15 protein-coding genes are annotated in these 15,899 nt (G+C 70.4%); 6 read left to right on the plus strand and 9 right to left on the minus strand.

What is annotated here, in order from left to right; translation table 11 throughout:
• Positions 1 to 64: 64 nt before the first annotated feature.
• From ACIRRY_RS21890 to ACIRRY_RS21905, 4 genes are all read right to left on the minus strand, one after another.
• Complete coding sequence (locus ACIRRY_RS21890) at positions 65 to 3,313, minus strand: Tat pathway signal protein (RefSeq protein ID WP_403975163.1); 3,249 nt, start codon at positions 3,311 to 3,313, stop codon at positions 65 to 67.
• A gap of 136 nt (positions 3,314 to 3,449) precedes the next feature.
• Entirely contained in the window at positions 3,450 to 4,856 is a 1,407-nt protein-coding gene (locus ACIRRY_RS21895; protein WP_403975165.1) for an NAD(P)/FAD-dependent oxidoreductase, read from the minus strand.
• A gap of 9 nt (positions 4,857 to 4,865) precedes the next feature.
• Positions 4,866 to 5,519 carry a rhomboid-like protein gene (locus ACIRRY_RS21900; protein ID WP_403975168.1) on the minus strand — a complete coding sequence of 218 codons (654 nt, stop codon included), beginning with the start codon at positions 5,517 to 5,519 and terminating at the stop codon, positions 4,866 to 4,868.
• Between the two features lie 58 nt (positions 5,520 to 5,577).
• A complete protein-coding gene (locus ACIRRY_RS21905; protein WP_403975171.1) occupies positions 5,578 to 6,504 on the minus strand; it encodes a LysR family transcriptional regulator in 927 nt (308 codons plus the stop codon).
• A gap of 178 nt (positions 6,505 to 6,682) precedes the next feature.
• Here ACIRRY_RS21905 and ACIRRY_RS21910 point away from each other — a divergent pair, with 178 nt between their 5' ends.
• The 3 genes from ACIRRY_RS21910 (at position 6,683) to ACIRRY_RS21920 (ending at position 9,423) form a co-directional block, all read left to right on the plus strand.
• A complete protein-coding gene (locus tag ACIRRY_RS21910) occupies positions 6,683 to 7,933 on the plus strand; it encodes an MFS transporter (protein ID WP_403975173.1) in 1,251 nt (416 codons plus the stop codon).
• Positions 7,930 to 8,406, plus strand: a complete 477-nt coding sequence (locus ACIRRY_RS21915; RefSeq protein WP_403975176.1) for a GNAT family N-acetyltransferase — start codon at positions 7,930 to 7,932, stop codon at positions 8,404 to 8,406. The genes ACIRRY_RS21910 and ACIRRY_RS21915 overlap by 4 nt, the downstream gene beginning before the upstream one ends.
• Positions 8,407 to 8,478: 72 nt before the next feature.
• A complete protein-coding gene (locus ACIRRY_RS21920; protein ID WP_403975178.1) occupies positions 8,479 to 9,423 on the plus strand; it encodes a DUF4037 domain-containing protein in 945 nt (314 codons plus the stop codon).
• 56 nt (positions 9,424 to 9,479) lie between these two features.
• On the opposite strand, the gene ACIRRY_RS21925 is transcribed toward ACIRRY_RS21920, so the two are convergent.
• The 3 genes from ACIRRY_RS21925 to ACIRRY_RS21935 are packed head-to-tail and all read right to left on the minus strand — an operon-like array spanning position 9,480 to position 11,967.
• Positions 9,480 to 10,670: a carboxylesterase family protein gene (locus ACIRRY_RS21925; protein WP_403975180.1), complete on the minus strand. Its 1,191-nt coding sequence runs from the start codon at positions 10,668 to 10,670 to the stop codon at positions 9,480 to 9,482.
• Entirely contained in the window at positions 10,667 to 11,026 is a 360-nt protein-coding gene (locus tag ACIRRY_RS21930; protein ID WP_403975182.1) for a hypothetical protein, read from the minus strand. The genes ACIRRY_RS21925 and ACIRRY_RS21930 overlap by 4 nt, the downstream gene beginning before the upstream one ends.
• A gap of 50 nt (positions 11,027 to 11,076) precedes the next feature.
• A complete protein-coding gene (locus tag ACIRRY_RS21935; RefSeq protein WP_403975184.1) occupies positions 11,077 to 11,967 on the minus strand; it encodes a helix-turn-helix transcriptional regulator in 891 nt (296 codons plus the stop codon).
• A gap of 174 nt (positions 11,968 to 12,141) precedes the next feature.
• Between ACIRRY_RS21935 and ACIRRY_RS21940 the strand changes: the two genes are divergently transcribed.
• Positions 12,142 to 12,669, plus strand: a complete 528-nt coding sequence (locus tag ACIRRY_RS21940) for a hypothetical protein (protein ID WP_403975186.1) — start codon at positions 12,142 to 12,144, stop codon at positions 12,667 to 12,669.
• 38 nt (positions 12,670 to 12,707) lie between these two features.
• Here the strand turns inward: ACIRRY_RS21940 and ACIRRY_RS21945 are convergent, their stop codons facing one another.
• Positions 12,708 to 14,000 (minus strand): MFS transporter, encoded by a 1,293-nt coding sequence (locus tag ACIRRY_RS21945; protein ID WP_403975188.1) that lies wholly within the window; start codon positions 13,998 to 14,000, stop codon positions 12,708 to 12,710.
• A gap of 90 nt (positions 14,001 to 14,090) precedes the next feature.
• Positions 14,091 to 14,648, minus strand: a complete 558-nt coding sequence (locus ACIRRY_RS21950; protein WP_403975191.1) for a hypothetical protein — start codon at positions 14,646 to 14,648, stop codon at positions 14,091 to 14,093.
• 196 nt (positions 14,649 to 14,844) lie between these two features.
• Here ACIRRY_RS21950 and ACIRRY_RS21955 point away from each other — a divergent pair, with 196 nt between their 5' ends.
• On the plus strand, positions 14,845 to 15,207 hold the full coding sequence (locus tag ACIRRY_RS21955; RefSeq protein WP_403975193.1) for a hypothetical protein: 363 nt from the start codon (positions 14,845 to 14,847) through the stop codon (positions 15,205 to 15,207).
• Positions 15,208 to 15,295: 88 nt separating this feature from the next.
• Entirely contained in the window at positions 15,296 to 15,868 is a 573-nt protein-coding gene (locus ACIRRY_RS21960) for a VanZ family protein (RefSeq protein WP_403975196.1), read from the plus strand.
• Positions 15,869 to 15,899 lie beyond the last annotated feature (31 nt).

The following is a 15,899-nucleotide window of genomic DNA, read 5'->3' on the forward strand; positions in this document are numbered from 1 at the left end:
CAGTCCCGGTCCCGGTCAGGCCAACGGTCCCGGTCAGGCCAACTACCCGATCACGTCACCGACTTCACGTCACCGGCTTCGTCGCCTTGCTCAGCGCCGAGCCGTCCGTGTGCCCCGTGCGGTGCGCGATCACCTTCACGGTGATCTTCTTGCCCTTCTGCGCCGACTTCAGCACCAGCGAGGACTTGGTCGCACCGCTGATCACCTTGCCGTTGGCGTACCACTGGTAGCCGTACGACGTCGCCGTCGGACTCCAGGTCCCGGTGGACGTCTTCAGCGTCTTGCCGACCTTCGAAGTCCCGCTGATCACCGGGGACTTGGAGGCCTTGGGCGCGACGCCCTTGGCGACCGTGACCGCCGGTGAGGTGCCCGTCCCGCCCGTCCAGCCGCTCTTGGCCGCGGTGACCGTCACGGTGAGCTTCTTGCCGAGCTGGGCCGCCGCGATCGTGTACGTCGAGGCGGTCGCCCCGGAGATCGCCTTGCCGTCGGCCTTCCACTGGTAGGTGTACGAGGACGGGGCCGCCGACCAACTCCCGTTCCCCGCCGTGACCTTGGCGCCGACCTGGGCCGTGCCGGTGATCTTCGGGGCGGTCGTGTTGACCAGGGTGGGCTGGGTGACGGTGAAGATGCCGAACTGGTACTGGGCGCGCTCGATCACGCTCACGGTCCAGGTGCCGACGGCCGCGCCGGTCAGGTCGACGGTCGCCGTCAGGGTCCGGTTGTCCGCCGAGACCGAGTCCGTCGTGGCCGTCAACGTCTCTCCGGGGATGGCCAGTTGGACCGTGGCGTCGGCGCCGAGCGCGGTGCCGGTGACGGTCAGCCGGACCTTGCTGCCCGCGACGCCGCTGGTGGGGCTGACGCCGGTGACACTCACCTTGTCCGGGCCGCACAACACGGACCGGCAGGTGAACTTGGCGCTGTAGGAGGTGTTGGAGGTCTTCTCCGGCAGGCCGAGCACGAGCAGGCTCGGGCTCGCCGCCGAGGACGAACCACCCGCCGCGCACTGGTATCCGCTGGGGATGTACAGCAGACAGCCGTTGTTCCAGGCGCTGTTGTAGAGGGCGGGTACCGCCGTGCCCGTACCGCCCGCGGTGTCGGTGATCGCCGTGTCGAAGCGGTCGAGCCCGGCGGTCGGCAGCACCGCGCACACCGCGCTGTGCGACTCGTCGAGCGTGCCGGTGAGCGGGCCGAAGCCGTAGGCCACCGACGGGATCCTGGTGCACTCGGGCGCCGGACCGGCCGCCGTCGCGATGCGCAGGGCGTCCAGGTGGTACTCGGGCGCGGCCTGGAGGGTGGCCGGGGTCTGCACGAGGACCTGGTGCGTGGTGGACCCGGTGACCGCGCAGGAGCGGTTGCGGAAGGAGCACTCCATGGTGCCGTCACCGCGCGCGACGGCGATGTTGGCGGTGCCCAGCGCGTCCCGTACGTCCACGTGCACGACGTCCGTGGCCGCGTCGGTGGTGATCTGGTGGCAGCGCAGGGTGCCGGGGGCGTCGTAGGACCCCTTGACGGACGGGCCGCCGACCTTCTGCGCCGGTGTCGGCGTGCAGCCCGCCGAGGCGGCGGTCGCGGTGATGTCGCGCCGGGTCAGGGTGTAGCCGGCGGTCAGGTCGCGGCCGGTGAACAGGACTGTGTGGGCCTTGCCGGGGGTCAGGGAGCAGGCCGTCCAGCCGTTGGTGGTGGGGGTGTGGTCGCAGACCTGCTTGCCGGTGGAGTCCAGCACCGTGAACTTCGCCGGGGTCGTGCCGGAGGTGGCGACCAGTTGGACGACCTCGGCGTTCGTGTGCGCGTCCGCCGGGATGCCCAGGCACTGCGCGAAGACGCCGTCGCCGGTGGTGAGCGTGGCCTTCGCGCCGCCGGCGGAGAAGCTGCCGGCGGGCAGCACCGGGCAGTCGTTCGCCGCGTCCGTGCGGTAGAAGGCGACCCCGTACGGGCCGGTCTCGCCGTCGGAGGCGTGGACCAGCGCGCGGTAGGGCGCCGTACCGGTCAGGGCGCAGGTGCCCGCGGACAGGGCGGACGCGTCGCACTGCGCGGTGCCGTTGCGGTCGAGGACCTCGACGTCGGCGTCGACGCCGGGCGCGACGAGCGGGGTGAGCGCGGCGATCGAGGCGCCCCGCGGAGCGTCCAGCGTGAGGCAGTCGTACTGCCCGACCGTGCTGAACTCACCCTTGTACAGGCCCAGTTGGACCGGTACACAGCCGGCGGAGGAGGCGCGGTCGAGGACGATCAGGCCGTCCTTGGTGTCGTCGAAGGGGTACGTACCGTCGAGGACCGCGGTGTACGTGCCCGCGCCGGGCACCTTGCACGGGTCGGTGGAGGACCGGCACACGGTCTTGCCCGAGGCGTCGTGCACGCGCGCGGGGCCGCTCTCGCCGGTCTCGCTCACGTAGTGGACGGTGTACGGTCCCGCCGCGCCGACCGTGAAGGTGTAGCAGGGGTTCGTCGTCAGGTCCTGGCCGGCCAGGGGGCCGTAGGAGCGGACGGGCACGGTGGTGCAGCCCTGGGGGTCGTTCAGCCGGCGGGTCTTCACCGTGTAGTCGGCGGGGAAGCCGCTCTCGGCGTACGACACCCGGGAGACCACCCGGTAGGGGCCCGTGCCGTCGGCGGGCAGGACGCAGCTTTCCTCGCCGTCCTCCGGGAAGTGCGGGCAGATCCGGGCGCCGGTCGCGTCGGTGATCCAGGCGAGCGAGGTGCCGTAGGCCTTCGTGCCGTAGGTGAGGCGGATGCGGTCGCCGGGGGTGGCCGTGAACGGCTGGCAGTACACCTCGACCGGGCTCGTGGAGGTGCGGACGGCGTCCGGCTGGTCCCAGTCGGTGCCGACGGGGTCCGCGCAGCCGTCCGTCGAGCCGAGCGGGACGAGGGAGACGGCCGTTTCGGTGTCGGTGGAGTTGTTGTTGCCGACCTTCAGGGTGTAGGTGCCGCCGGCGGACAGGGGGCACATGCCGTAGGTCGTGTAGGCGTCGTCGCCCCGGCAGTCGATCTGGCTGCCGTCCTCGGCCAGCAGCTGGGTGTACGCCGCGTTGTTGCTGTCGCTCAGCGCGGGCAGGTACAGGCCCGCCGCGTCGGCGGTGACGGTGTAGCAGACGCTCGCGCCGGGCACGAGGGTCGCCCTGCCGACGGCGGACCCCGGGTCGCCGAAGGGCGCGAGCGCGAGGGGCGCGCAGGTGGGGTCGTCGGCCCGGGCGGTGCCCGCCGTGGTCAGTGAGAGCAGTGCGGCGAGCAGGGCGACGAGGACGGTGAGCGCGGTCGGGCGCTTGTGCCCTGTTCTCGGACAGGAGCGGGCGGTTCTCGGACAGGAGTGGGCGTCGGTCATGAATTCCCCCGGATTCAGCGATCGTTGAGGGAATGCTCGCACACAGGTCTGACACGGCACTCATGAGTTTCGGGCGACTGTGGACAACTCCTGGTGCCTCAGTGCCCACCCCTGTGGACAACCACTGGCGCCTTCCTCAGTGCCGTCCCGCGACCCGGTCCGCCACCCGCGCCAGCCGCGACGACTCCGCACTGTGCGCGGTGAGTTCACGCCGGTCCGCCGCGCGGTAGGTCGCGTACATCCCCTGCACGCCCAGCCAACGGAACGGCTCCGGCTCCCACTTGCGCACCTTGTGGTCGACCCAGGGGAGGGTGGTGAGGTCGGTGGCGCCCGCCTGCCCGGAGTCCAGCCGGACCAGGTCCCGCAGCGTCCGCCCGGCGAGGTTGGTGGTCGCGACCCCCGAGCCGACGTAACCGCCCGCCCATCCGAGCCCCGTCGAGCGGTCCAGGGTCACCGTCGCGCACCAGTCGCGCGGCACCCCGAGCACTCCCGACCAAGCGTGCTCGATCCGCAGCCCGGCGAGCGAGGGGAAGAAGCGGACGAGGATCTCGCGCAGCGCCTCGACCGTCGCCGGCTGCGTGCGCCCGTCGTTGTCGGTCCTCGACCCGAAGCGGTACGGCACTCCGCGCCCGCCCAACGCGATCCGGCCGTCGGCGGTGCGCTGCGCGTACATGTACGCGTGCGCCATGTCGCCGAGGGTCTCCAGACCGGTCCAGCCGACCGACTCCCACTGCTCGTCGGTGAGCGGTTCGGTCGCGATCATCGAGGAGTTCATGGGCAGCCAGGTCCGCCGCTGGCCCTTGAGGCTCGCGGTGAAACCCTCGGTGCAGCGCAGGACGTAGGGCGCGCGGACGGTGCCGTACGGCGTGACGGCGTGCCGGGGCCGGATCTCGGTGACGGGTGTCGACTCGTGGATGACCACCCCCAGGGCTTCCGCCGCGGCCGCGAGTCCCTTCACCAGCTTCACCGGATGCAGTCGCGCGCCGTGCGGCGTCCACGTCGAACCGACCGCGTCCGCGACCCGGATCCGCGCGGCGGTCCCGCGCGCGCCGTACAGCTCGCGGTCGCTCTCGCCGTACGACAGCTCGTGCTCGTGGAAGGCCTTCAGCCGCGCCAACTGGGCTGGGGTGCAAGCGACTTCGAGGACGCCACCGCGATGGATGTCCGCCTCGATCCCCTCGTCGTCGGCGACCTCGACGACCTCGGCGACGGTGTCGTTCATGGCCTGCTGGAGGCGTACGGCGGCTTCCCTGCCGTGGAGCTTCGCGTACCGGTCGCGGCCCGCGATGCCGTTGTAGAGCCAGCCGCCGTTGCGGCCCGAGGCGCCGTAGCCGCAGAACTTCTGCTCCAGGACGGTGACTTGGAGGGAGGGGTCCGCCTTCTTCAGGTAGTACGCGGTCCACAGTCCCGTGTAGCCGCCGCCGACGATCACGACGTCGGCGGTGGCGTCTCCCGCGAGGGGTTCGCGGCGCGCCGGGAGGCCGTCGTCCGCGTACCAGAAGGAGACGCCACCGTTCACGACACCGCTTGCCGAACTGCTCATACCGGGACGCTAACCCCTGAGGGCGGCCACTGTCTCCTTCGGATTCCATGCTTTTCCGCGGCCTCTGACCAGCGGATAGCACGCCAGGCCGATCAGGACGGAGGTGAAATGTCCGAGATCGGTGAAGGTGCGGTGGGTCTCCAGCGGCACCCCGTAGACCGCGAGGACGATCAGCAGATACGGGTACCGCCACGGCGCCGCGATCCGGTACGCCAGCACGCCGACCACCCCGGCCAGCGCGTAACTCACCCCGATGTCAAGGGTGTCGACGGCCGACTGGGGTGCCATGTCCCGCTTGATCGCCCACAGCAGCGCGCCCTCGCTGATCAGCGTCGCCAGCACGTGCGCGGCCACGCACACCAGCAGCCAGCGCGCGGTACCGAGCCACCGCTCCGCCTGCGCGTGGAACACCGTGTACAGCGCGACGTACGGCAGCCAGCGGCCCCCGTCCATCCACATCGCGCTCGCGAACAGCACGCGGACCGGGTTGTTCGACAACTCGTGGATGTTGGTGGACCGCTGTCGCAGGAACTCCTGCTCGAACTCCGGCGACATGTGGTGCACGGCGACCGTGGTGACGAAGAGGATCCCCAGCCAGACGTAGGTGCCGGGGGCGCAGCGGACGTACGCCCACACCTTGTGGAGGCCCCGGGTGATTCGCATGAGCCGATTCACGCACGCGAGCGGGGTCCGGGGCGTGATCGACATTCCGGGCCGCCCTTCACGCCCACGCCGGTGTCCACGTCCCCCCGTCCGAGGGCTCGGGCCGTATCGAGTCGAGGTGGTTCCTGAGCGCCGCGAGCCCGGGATGGCGGTTGTCGCGGTGACGGACCAGGGAGTGCGGGTAGACCGGGGTCGGATCGCACAGGTCGATGCGGCGCAGGTCGTGACCGGCGGGCCAGACCAGCCGGGTCTGCTCCCCGACGAAGGTCGCCAGCGAACGGGACCCCGCGATGGTGTCCAGCAACGGCTCCACGCCGAAGTCGGGTCCGGTGGACTCGATGGCGAGCCCGAACGCGGCGGCGAGCGCGTCGTAGTACGCGGCCCACTCGGTACCGGCGACAAGCCCGGGCATCCAGATCCGGTGCCCGACGAGATCGGCCGGGGTGAGCGCGCGGGCGGCGGCGAGCGCGTGGGCCGGGCCGGTGAGGAGCTGGATCGGCTCGTCGAAGGCTCGGGTGACCTCGATGTCGGCGGGGAGACGGCGATCGGTTGTGGTGATGGCGCGGAAGGACGCGTCGACCGTGCCCGAGCGGATGGCCTCCATCGCCGCGTCCGCGTCGAAGAGGGTCACGACGTCCAGCTCGATCTCGGGGTGGGCGTGGTGGAAGTCGCGGAGCAGCGCGGCCGGGGCGAGGCCGCGGCCGATCACGTCGACGCGCAACGCGCGGTGGCCGGGGCGGACGGAGGCGTACGCCCGTGCCTCGGCGCGCAGGAGTTCGCGGGCGTGCGGCAGGAACGCCCGGCCGTCGACGGTCGGTTCCGCCCCGCGCGGGGTGCGGACGAACAGCCGCACTCCTACTGCCCGCTCCAGCGCGGCGATCCGCTTGGAGACGGCCTGCTGGGTGATCGACAACTCCGTGGCGGCATCCTGGAAGCGGCCCGCGTCCACGATGGCCACGAAGGTGCGCACAGCGTCGAGATCCACGCCGCCGACCCTACTGGCGGCCACTGACAATGCCGGCATAAAGGCCATCTCACCAGCCGATACAACCACCAGTTGTGGTTGTCTGGTGGGTCGGTTGTTTGACCGGTGGGGGTGCCGCTCGGTTGGATCCCGGGGTCAACACGGGGTGGTTCGGCAGCGGAGGGCAACGGAAGTGCGGGTGGGCAGACGGGCGCTGGGGCACCGGTTCGGGTGGTTGTGGGCGGCGTTCGCGGTCAGTTCGTACGGCACCGGGCTCGGGTTCGGCGCGTTCTCCGTGCTCGCGATCCTCGTGCTGCACTCCGGCCCGACCCAGGTGGCCGTGCTGGCCGCCTCGGGGCGGGCGGTGGGCTCGCTGCTCGCGGTGCCGCTCGGCCCGTGGGTGGAGTTCCGCCGTAAGCGGCCGGTGATGATCGCGATGGACCTGACCCGGTTCGCGGCCCTGTTGAGCATCCCCGTCGTGTACGCGCTCGGCGGGCTCACCTTCGCCCAGCTCCTCGTGGTCTCCGTCGTGGTCGCCGCCGCGAACATCGCGTTCAACGCGGCGAGCGGGGCGTTCCTGAAGTCGCTCCTCCCGCCTGAGGACCTGCTCGTCGCGAATGCCCGCTTCGAGTCCACGACCTGGACCTCGACCATGCTCGGACCCCCGCTCGGCGGCGCCGCGATCGGACTGTTGGGCCCGGTGACGACCGTGATCGCCGATGCCACGAGCTATCTGCTCTCGGCCCTCGGCATCCGCGCCATCGGCGGGACGGAACCGCACCCCGAACGAACCGGTGCGCCACGACTGCGAGCCGGCGATCTGCTCGACGGCTGGCGCTACCTCCTCGCCCACCCCACCCTGCGCCCGCTGCTCCTCAACGCGATGATGGTCAACGGCCTGATCATGGCGTCCGAGCCGTTGCTCGCCGTACTCCTGCTGGGTCGCCTCGGATTCGCGCCCTGGCAGTACGCCCTCGCGCTCGCGGCCTCCTCCGGCGTCGGCGGCTTCGTCGGCTCACGCCTCGCGCGCCCGCTCGCGGCCCGGTTCGGACAGCGCAAGGTGATGCTCACTTCCGGGGTGCTGCGCGCGTGCTGGCCGATCGGCCTGGCCTTCGTCCGCCCCGGAGTCCCCGGGATGCTCCTCGTCACCGCCGTCCAACTGGGCATGGTCACCTGCATCGGCGTCTTCAACCCGCTGCTGGCCACCGCCCGGCTCACCGACACCGCCCCCGACCGGATCGCCCGCACCCTCACCGCGTGGTCGGTCAGCACCAGCGCGGCGATCGCGGCGCTGACGGCCGCGTGGGGGCTGGTGGCTGCGGCCACGACTCCCCGCACGGCGATCGCGCTCGCGGGGGTCCTGCTCCTGGCGAGCCCCCTCCTGCTCCCCCGCCGCGAGCCCCCCGAGCGCGACATGGACCCGAGCCCGTCTTCTACCCTCTCCGCATGATCCGCACCGCGACTCCCACCGACATCCCCGTCATCCACGCCCTGATCCGCGAACTCGCCGCCTACGAAAAGGAACCCGAGGCAGCGAGGGCCACCCCGGAACAGCTCCACGAGGCCCTCTTCGGCCAACACCCCGGCGCCTACGCCCACATCGCCACCGACGACACCACCGGCGAACCGGTCGGCTTCGCCCTGTGGTTCCTCAACTTCTCGACCTGGCGCGGAGTCCACGGCATCTACCTGGAGGACCTCTACGTCCGCCCCACCGCCCGCCGATCCGGCCACGGGAAGTCCCTCCTCACCACCCTGGCCCGCATCTGCGTCGAACGCGGCTACGAGCGCCTGGAGTGGTCCGTCCTCAACTGGAACCGCCCCTCGATCGACTTCTACGAGTCGCTGGGCGCCCGGCCCCAGGACGAGTGGACGGTGTACCGGCTGACGGACGGGGCGCTGAACGCGGTAGCCCGGAGCTGATTTCCGACGGCGCAAACTCGCGCACACGATCATGCCCGGACTGGGCAGGGTCCCCGCATGAGCTTCACGAATATGCCAACTTTCTTACCGGGCCTCGAACTTTCCCGCCGCTTCTACACAGAAACCGTCCGCCCCCTCCTCGAAGAGGCCGCCCCCGGCCTCCCGCACTCCGCCGCCCGTATCGGCGGCGGCTCCGAGGTCCTCGGCTACGACACCCCCCGCTCGCGAGGCCCGGAATGGGGCCCGCGTCTCCAACTCTTCCTCCGTGCAAGGGACTTGCCCGGGCACGCGGGCCGCATCAGACACCACCTCGCCGAGCATCTCCCGAGAACCTTCCACGGTCACCCCACCCACCACTGCGTCGAAGTCACCCACACCACGGCCTGGTTCACCGCGACCCTCGGCTTCGACCCGACGCAGGGCATCACCCCGGCGGACTGGCTGACCACCCCCACCCAGCTCCTCGCCGAAGTCACCGCGGGCGCCGTCTTCCACGACGGCCTGCACCAACTCGGCCCGCTGCGCCACACCTTGCGCTGGTATCCCCGCGACGTCTGGCTGCACGTCATGGCCCGCCAGTGGCAGCGCGTCGCCGAGCGGGAAGCCTTCGTGGGCCGCTGCGGCGAGGTCGGCGACGAGCTGGGCTCCGCCATGATCGCGGCCCATCTGACCCGCCGTCTGATGCGCCTGTGCCTCCTCATGGACCGCCGCTACCCGCCGTACGACAAATGGCTCGGCAGCGCCTTCGCCCGTACGACGGCCGGTCACCGCCTCACCCCGGTGCTCACGGCCGCCCTCGCCGCCACGGACTGGCACACCCGCGAGAAGCACCTGTCCTACGCCTACGAAGCGGTGGCGGGCATCCACAACCAACTGAACCTGACCGACCGCGTCGACCCGGCCACCCGCCCGTACCGCTCCGGACCGTTCCGCGTCCTGCACGCCGAACGCTTCACGAGGGCCCTGCTCGCGCGCGTCTCGGACCCGTCGTTGAGACAGTTGCCCGACGATTTCTGAACTCGGCTTCTCTCACCACGTGTTCACGTCGCGGTCCCTCCGATCGACGTCGCTGATCATGGTCCAGCGCTCGTCGATGACGGCGGTGGCGCGCGTCGCGAGGTCGTACGGGGGCAGCCCGGGTCGCCGTCGCGGACGAACGCGGTCCAGGCCGCGTGGGTGCGGTCCGCCAGGCCGGGCGGCGGCCGGTAGGGGCCGAGCAGGGCTGTGTCGCCGTAGAGGGCGGGCAGGTCGGTGCGGTGGAAGACGAACGGCAGTTCCACGCAGTGGCAGGCGCCGAGCGCGCCGCCGAACGCGGGTGAGCGCCAGGCGAACTCGTAGGCGAAGGTGCGGGTGCGGTGGTGGCTGACGTGGGCGTGGGATGCGGCGAGGCGCCGACCGCCCCGGGTGAAGGTGTCCGTGATGAGCCGACTTGCCAACTCGGTTGGTTTGGCAGTCGGTTGGGTGGTCCGGTACGCGGTGAGCGCTTCCCGGGGGTTGGCCACGCGCCGTTCGGCGAGGGCGAGCGGGCGGGGCTCGGTCTTGGGGATGCCCGAGGGCACGGTGTAGAGGTTGGCCTCCTCGCGGTTCGTCCCGATGAGCAGATCCACGTCGGCGCCCCGGCCGCCGTACACGGCCTCGGCGGGCTGGCGGTCCAGCGACCCGCCGTCGATGACGCATTTCACGGGGCTCTCGCCGAGCGAGGTGTCGAGCGGACTGTCCGGTATGACGACGACCGGGCCGACCGCGCCGAGTGCCTCCGTCAGCCGCCGGTCGTCAACCGCGCCCAGTTCAACGGGAGTTGCCCGGACCTTCAGCGCCTCGGCCACCGCCCGGGTGGTCAGCGCCGCCTGCTCCGCGCTGATCGCCGCCGTACCGCTGCCGCTCTGGCTGATCGCCCGGCTGAACAGCCGCTCGCGCCGGGCGTCGGGACGGGCCAGCAGCGCGGCGACGATCATCGCCCCGGCGGACTGGCCCGCGACGGTCGCCTTCCCCGGGTCGCCGCCGAAGGCCACGGCGTTCTCGGCCACCCAGCGCAGCGCGGCGACGACGTCGAGCAGCCCGCGGTTGGCCGGCGCGCCGGGGATGTCGAGCCAACCGGCCACCCCCAGGCGGTAGTTGAGGGTGACGGTGACGATTCCGGCGCGGGCGAAGGACGAGCCTTCGTAGAGCGGGGCCTGGCCCATTCCCGAGATGAGTCCTCCGCCGTGCACGAAGACCAGCAACGGCAGCCCGCCGGAGGGGTGTTCGGGGGCGGCGACGGTCACGGTGAGGTGGCCGGGGCCCAGCCGGGGCCCAGCACCGGGGAGAGGTCCAGGCCGCCGAAGCCGGAACGGGTCCGGGCGGGCGCGGTTCCGCCGGGTGCGGTCGCGTCCCGTATCCCGTCCCACCGTGGGGCCGGGGCGGGCGCGGCGAAGCGGACGGCGTCGATGTCGTGGACGTCCTCCCACAGCACGGCCTGGCCCGCGTCCACGACGGGTGCGACGCTGTCGTCGAAGACGTTGGCGTTGGCCGCGGCGGTGCGGGGGCGGTGGTTGTTCCCCGGGTGCCAGAAGTCGTGGTCGGCTCGTGGCATCAGGTAGCGGGCGTTTGTTCCAGGCGTGCGGGCACGCTGGGAGCGCACCCGGAGGACGGTGTCGTCAGGGGCAGGGGCAGCGGGAGGAAGAGGGACGGTCAGCGGCGGCCGGCGGGCTCGCTCAGATCTGCGGGAGTCGGCATGTCGAGCCGGGCAAGGAGGGAGAGCGCCGCCGCGGACGCGCTGTCGGAGCCGGCCGTGGCCACGACGATGCGTTGCCCCTCTTCCTGGGGGACGCCCAGGGACTGGAGGTTGAGCTCCATGCGCCCGACGAGCGGATGGTGCATGCGGTACGCGGCGAGAGCCCACTTACGGACCCCGTGCTCGGCCCACATCGTGGCGAACTCCTCGCTCCTCATGGTCAGTTCACCGATGAGCGAGGCCAGCCGGGGATCGTCGGGGTGCTGCCCGGCGGCGAGCCGGAGCTTGCCGACCACGTTCCTGGCCTTCTTCGGCCAGTCCACGAACAGGTCCCGGGTGTGCGCGTCCAGGAACACCAGCCGCGCCATGTTCGGCCGCCGGTCGGCCTGTTCGGGTATCCGCGCCTCCAAGTGCCCGGCGAACAGGGCGTGTCCGGTGCGGTTCCAGGCCAGTACGTCGCTACGGCGACCGAGGACGATCGCGGGTGTGTCACCGAACGCGGCGAGGAGTTGCCGGGTCGTCTCGCCGGTCCGCTCCGGAGCGGGTCTGCGCGGAGTGGTGACGCGGCGTGCCGCGCCGGCCAGATCGTGCAGATGGGCGCGCTCCACCTCGTCGAGACCGAGGGCACGGGCCAGCGCGTCCAGCACCTCGGGGGACGCGTTGAGCGAGCTGCCCTGCTCAAGTCGCGTGTAGTAGGACAGCCCCACCCCGGCGAGCCGCGCCAACTCGTCCCGGCGCAGCCCGGGCACCCGGCGCCGCTCTCCGTACTCCGGTATCCCTACATCCACCGGCTGCAACTGAGCCCGACGTGTCCTGAGGAACTCCCCCAACCGCGGCTTCCTGTCCATGCCCCGAGTATCCGCCAGGGGAGTGTGCGCTGCCTGCCCCTGGCATGGGCAGGCAGCGGACAAACAAGGGCATATACGCACCGCTCACCTGATGATCTTCAGGTCGACCCAGGCGATATGCTATTTCGCCGGGCGCAATGTCAACGCGTGAATCCAATCGGAAGGGCAGCGCGGATGTCGGACTTTCCGGACTGGCGAAACAGGATGCTGCGAGCCGTCTGGCGACAGGACGAGGATCTCCCGGAGGAGGTGCTGGCGTGGATGTCCGAGACGTATGACGAATTCGGAGAGCTGCCCGAAGGCGAATTCTGCGAACTCTGGACCACGCGCACCTTCTCCATGGCGAGATCGGCCTTCGAGGTGATCCGGAATTCGGTGTTCGACGACACAGAGAAGAGGATCGCCGGGGAGGAATTCTGCTACGTCAACTACTTTCGCGACCCTGATTTTGGGCCGGTCGGTGTAGTTCGCTTCAATTCGGTGGAGGTCTCGACGCCGGATTGGGCGGAGGTTTTGGGTACCGTGGCGGAAGGGGTGCAGGAATTTGTCATGGATTATTACGTCATGGTCTGGCCTGTCTGTAGCCGCCACTCCCTCGGTATGCACGTAGATTATTTTCAGGACACCGCGGTCTGGAAATGCGGCGGGGGACTTGAGGATGGCCATGTGGCAAGGGCGGTCGATCCTTCGATCCGGCTATAGACGACATGCTGAAAACACAGACCGTCCGCCGCCGGGGCTCAATCGCCGATCCGGTTGATCTCGATCCGCCGGAGTGCGGCCACCAGCAACGGCAAGAGCATCGCCACCGCCGCCACCCCGCCGCCGGTGACGGCGACCGTCGCCGTTCCGAACGCCGCGGCGAGGAAAGGCGTGGACAACTGGCCGACCGGGACGGGCACGAAGGACCAGAACTCGTCGTGGGCGCCGACCCGGGACAGCAGCCGTTCCGGGATGTGGGTGTTGTGGACGGTCTCCCACACGACGGTGAAGAACTCGGCGACCACGCCCGCCACGAAGGCCGCCGCCGCCAGCCAGAGGGTGTTCGCGCCGACGCCGAGCAGGATCAGCGGCAGCGCGCCCAGCGACATCGAGGCCAGCGCCGGTCCCATCGGCCGCCGCACCGTCACCTTCACCATCACCACGCCGGCCGTCAGCGCCCCGACACCGCGGGCGCTCAGCACCAGCCCCCAACCCCCGGCACCGATCGTGCCGTTGGCGATCACCGGGCCCAGGATCTGAAAGACACCCCTGTTGAGGGCGTTGAAGACCGCGAACGCCGGCGTCACCGTCCAGATCCAGGGCTGTGAGCTGAAGTAGCTCCAGCCTTCCCGGAGTTCACCGAGCATCGTCGGGTCACCCTCGGTACGCGGCAGCCGGTCCGGCAACGACACCCGGGCGAAGCACGCGGCCGCCAGGAGGAACGAGACCGCATCCGCGGCGATCGCCCAGCCTCCGCCCACGGAAGCGGTCAACAGGCCGGCCGCTGTCGGACCGAGGATCTGCGCGGCGTTCCTCGCGGACGCCAGCAGGGAGCTGGCCCGCTGGATGCCGCGTCCCGCCGCCAGGTTCGCGACGATGCCGCGCAGCGCGGGCCTGGTCAGTCCCTGGAAGATGCCGTTGAGGCCGGAGAGCGGCAGCAGGTACGCCGGGTGCTGGTGCGTCAGGAGGACGAGCGCGACACCGGCCTGAGTGAGGCCGGCACCCAGACTGGTGAGGCGCAGGACGGTGTCGCGCCGGTAGCGGTCGGCGATTCCGCCGCCGAGGAGGAGCGCCGCGAGCATCGGGACCAGAGCCGCGGTGGTGACCGCGGACAGCCAGCTCGCGCTGCCGGTGGCCTCCAGGACGCCGAAGGCCAGGGCGACCGGCGCCATGGCACTGCCCGCCATGGAGATCGACTGGCCGGCCAGGAACCAGCGGAAGGCGGCGGAGCGGAGCGGTCGCCCGGAGGCGAGGCCGGTACTGGTTACCGGTGACGCGTCCCTGTCCGGTGGTTCACGATCTCGGTTTCCTGGGGCGTCTGTTGCAGGCACAAGGGGCTACCGTGCCAGCGCGTGCCGGACGTCTCAAATGGTTTTGCCGGAGCCCTCGTACCGCTCCGGGGAGCGGCTGCCAGAAACTGTTCACACCAGGTGGCGGTCGACCTCGCGGGAAAGCCCTGCCGACACCTCCGACAGTTCGTCGGCCGACTCGGGGGTCAGTCGGTAGAACCCCTGAAGACCGACGGCACGCTCCAGGCGGCCGTCCACGAGGTGCTTGAGACCGCGGGTCTGGCCCCGGCGGTTGCGCCACATGAGCCGTGCCAGGAGTTCGCCGGGGAGGGGCAGGTCGAAGCGTACGGGGGTCGCGTCCACGTGCACGGCCGCGGCACCGCAGCCGCCCGCGCCGAGCATCGACCAGTCGCCGTGACCGGGGAACGCCGGATCCTGCCAGGTCGCGGGGGCCGTACCGCAGCACTCGCGCCGCTCCCGGTCGGTCACCCGCATCCGGCTGACCACGAACACCGTGCCCCGGTTGACGTGCAGCGCGTACACCTCGTCCTCGGCCTGGGCGCCGGACCAGGCGGGCAGCGAGCTGTGGACGCCGCTGAAGGCGACCGGAGGACGCTCACCCGCGCGACCGGCCTTCCGCAGGGCGTGACAGGTGCCGTGGGTCCACAGGACGGTGAAGGCATCAGGCATGTCCGTGATCCTACGAACGGGCACTGACAACCGTCCGGTTCAGCCTCAGCCTCCGTCTCCGTCTCTGCCGCTGCCCCTGCCTCTGTCGTGGCGGGAATGCGCACAACGATCAACGCCGGTGCTAGCGTGACCACGACCAATCACACTCAGTAATCAGGGGGATCCCGTGCGTAAAGCGGGAGTTCTGGCGTCCGCCATGGCCGTTGTCGCCGCTCTTTCCATCGCGATGGCGCCCGCGGCCGGCGCGACCAGCGACGGTTGCGGCGACCTCGACAACGGACAGCTCTGCATCTATCACCCGGCCGGGCCGAGCGGGGACTACGAGACCCGGTATTTCAAGAACGGCGGCCCCGATGTCGTTGTCATGCTGGGGGAACAGGCCAAGACCCCGGACGGAAATGTTCAGCCGAAAGACTATGACTCGACCTGGCTGACGGCGAAGGCCGGACGCACCGTCTCGAAGACCCGGTATCTCACGATGGACAAGGGCTGGTGCATTCGGGCCGCCATGAAGACCAAATCCGGTGAAACCTATATCGGCAAGTGGTACTGCATGTAAATGGGGGCCGCGAGTTTGGGAGCCCTGGAGTGCTACTCTCGCACCCGCAGCCTTGGTTTTCATGCCCAAGAGTCAGGGAGGGCAAGCCGTGTGGCGAGTCGTCTTCTACGTAACTCCGGCCACGTGTCTTGCCGCGATCGCGGCAACCGTACTCGCCTGCCTGGCCGTCGAACGCCTGTACTCTCGGCACCCCGACAGTGTGCGGTCGGCAGCGCGGGTTTTCCTGTCGCTCTGGTCATTTCTCGTTCTCGCCGTGACGGTAATTCCTGAGGGCACACTGGGAACGGATGACGGAAAGATCTACTGGCTTCCGGGCGAAGGTCTTCTGTACGGAACGTCCGGTCTGGATGCGAGCGAGATCTCAATGATCTTCAAGCAGGAGGCCGCGAACGCCCTGATGTTCATTCCGCTGTGCGTGCTGGCCTACTACAGCGCACGCAGACCTTCCCTGTATATCGCCCTGGGATCGTGCGTGGCATTCAGCTTCGTCATTGAATTCACGCAATGGCTGGAGCGTGCGGGGAGAACGGCGGACGTCGACGACCTCACCTTCAACACGCTGGGAGCGGTGATCGGGGCGCTGGCGATCGGCTTCGCCTCGTTCGCCGTTGCGCGCTCGGGTGCTCCAGCCCGCGGGCCGGCCCACTCGGCCCGCCGATAGCGCCCTCGACAGATATCGGCAGCACACGTGC

Source organism: Streptomyces sp. NPDC101776 (assembly GCF_044766845.1).
Lineage (GTDB): Bacteria > Actinomycetota > Actinomycetes > Streptomycetales > Streptomycetaceae > Streptomyces.

Coding starts and splice junctions, on each gene's coding strand:
- ACIRRY_RS21940 (WP_403975186.1), top strand. CDS start 12,142: ATGTCGGACTTTCCGGACTGGCGAAACAGGATGCTGCGAGCCGTCTGG.
- ACIRRY_RS21890 (WP_403975163.1), bottom strand. CDS start 3,313: ATGACCGACGCCCACTCCTGTCCGAGAACCGCCCGCTCCTGTCCGAGA.
- ACIRRY_RS21955 (WP_403975193.1), top strand. CDS start 14,845: ATGGCCGTTGTCGCCGCTCTTTCCATCGCGATGGCGCCCGCGGCCGGC.
- ACIRRY_RS21895 (WP_403975165.1), bottom strand. CDS start 4,856: ATGAGCAGTTCGGCAAGCGGTGTCGTGAACGGTGGCGTCTCCTTCTGG.
- ACIRRY_RS21935 (WP_403975184.1), bottom strand. CDS start 11,967: ATGGACAGGAAGCCGCGGTTGGGGGAGTTCCTCAGGACACGTCGGGCT.
- ACIRRY_RS21920 (WP_403975178.1), top strand. CDS start 8,479: ATGCCAACTTTCTTACCGGGCCTCGAACTTTCCCGCCGCTTCTACACA.
- ACIRRY_RS21900 (WP_403975168.1), bottom strand. CDS start 5,519: ATGCGAATCACCCGGGGCCTCCACAAGGTGTGGGCGTACGTCCGCTGC.
- ACIRRY_RS21950 (WP_403975191.1), bottom strand. CDS start 14,648: ATGCCTGATGCCTTCACCGTCCTGTGGACCCACGGCACCTGTCACGCC.
- ACIRRY_RS21915 (WP_403975176.1), top strand. CDS start 7,930: ATGATCCGCACCGCGACTCCCACCGACATCCCCGTCATCCACGCCCTG.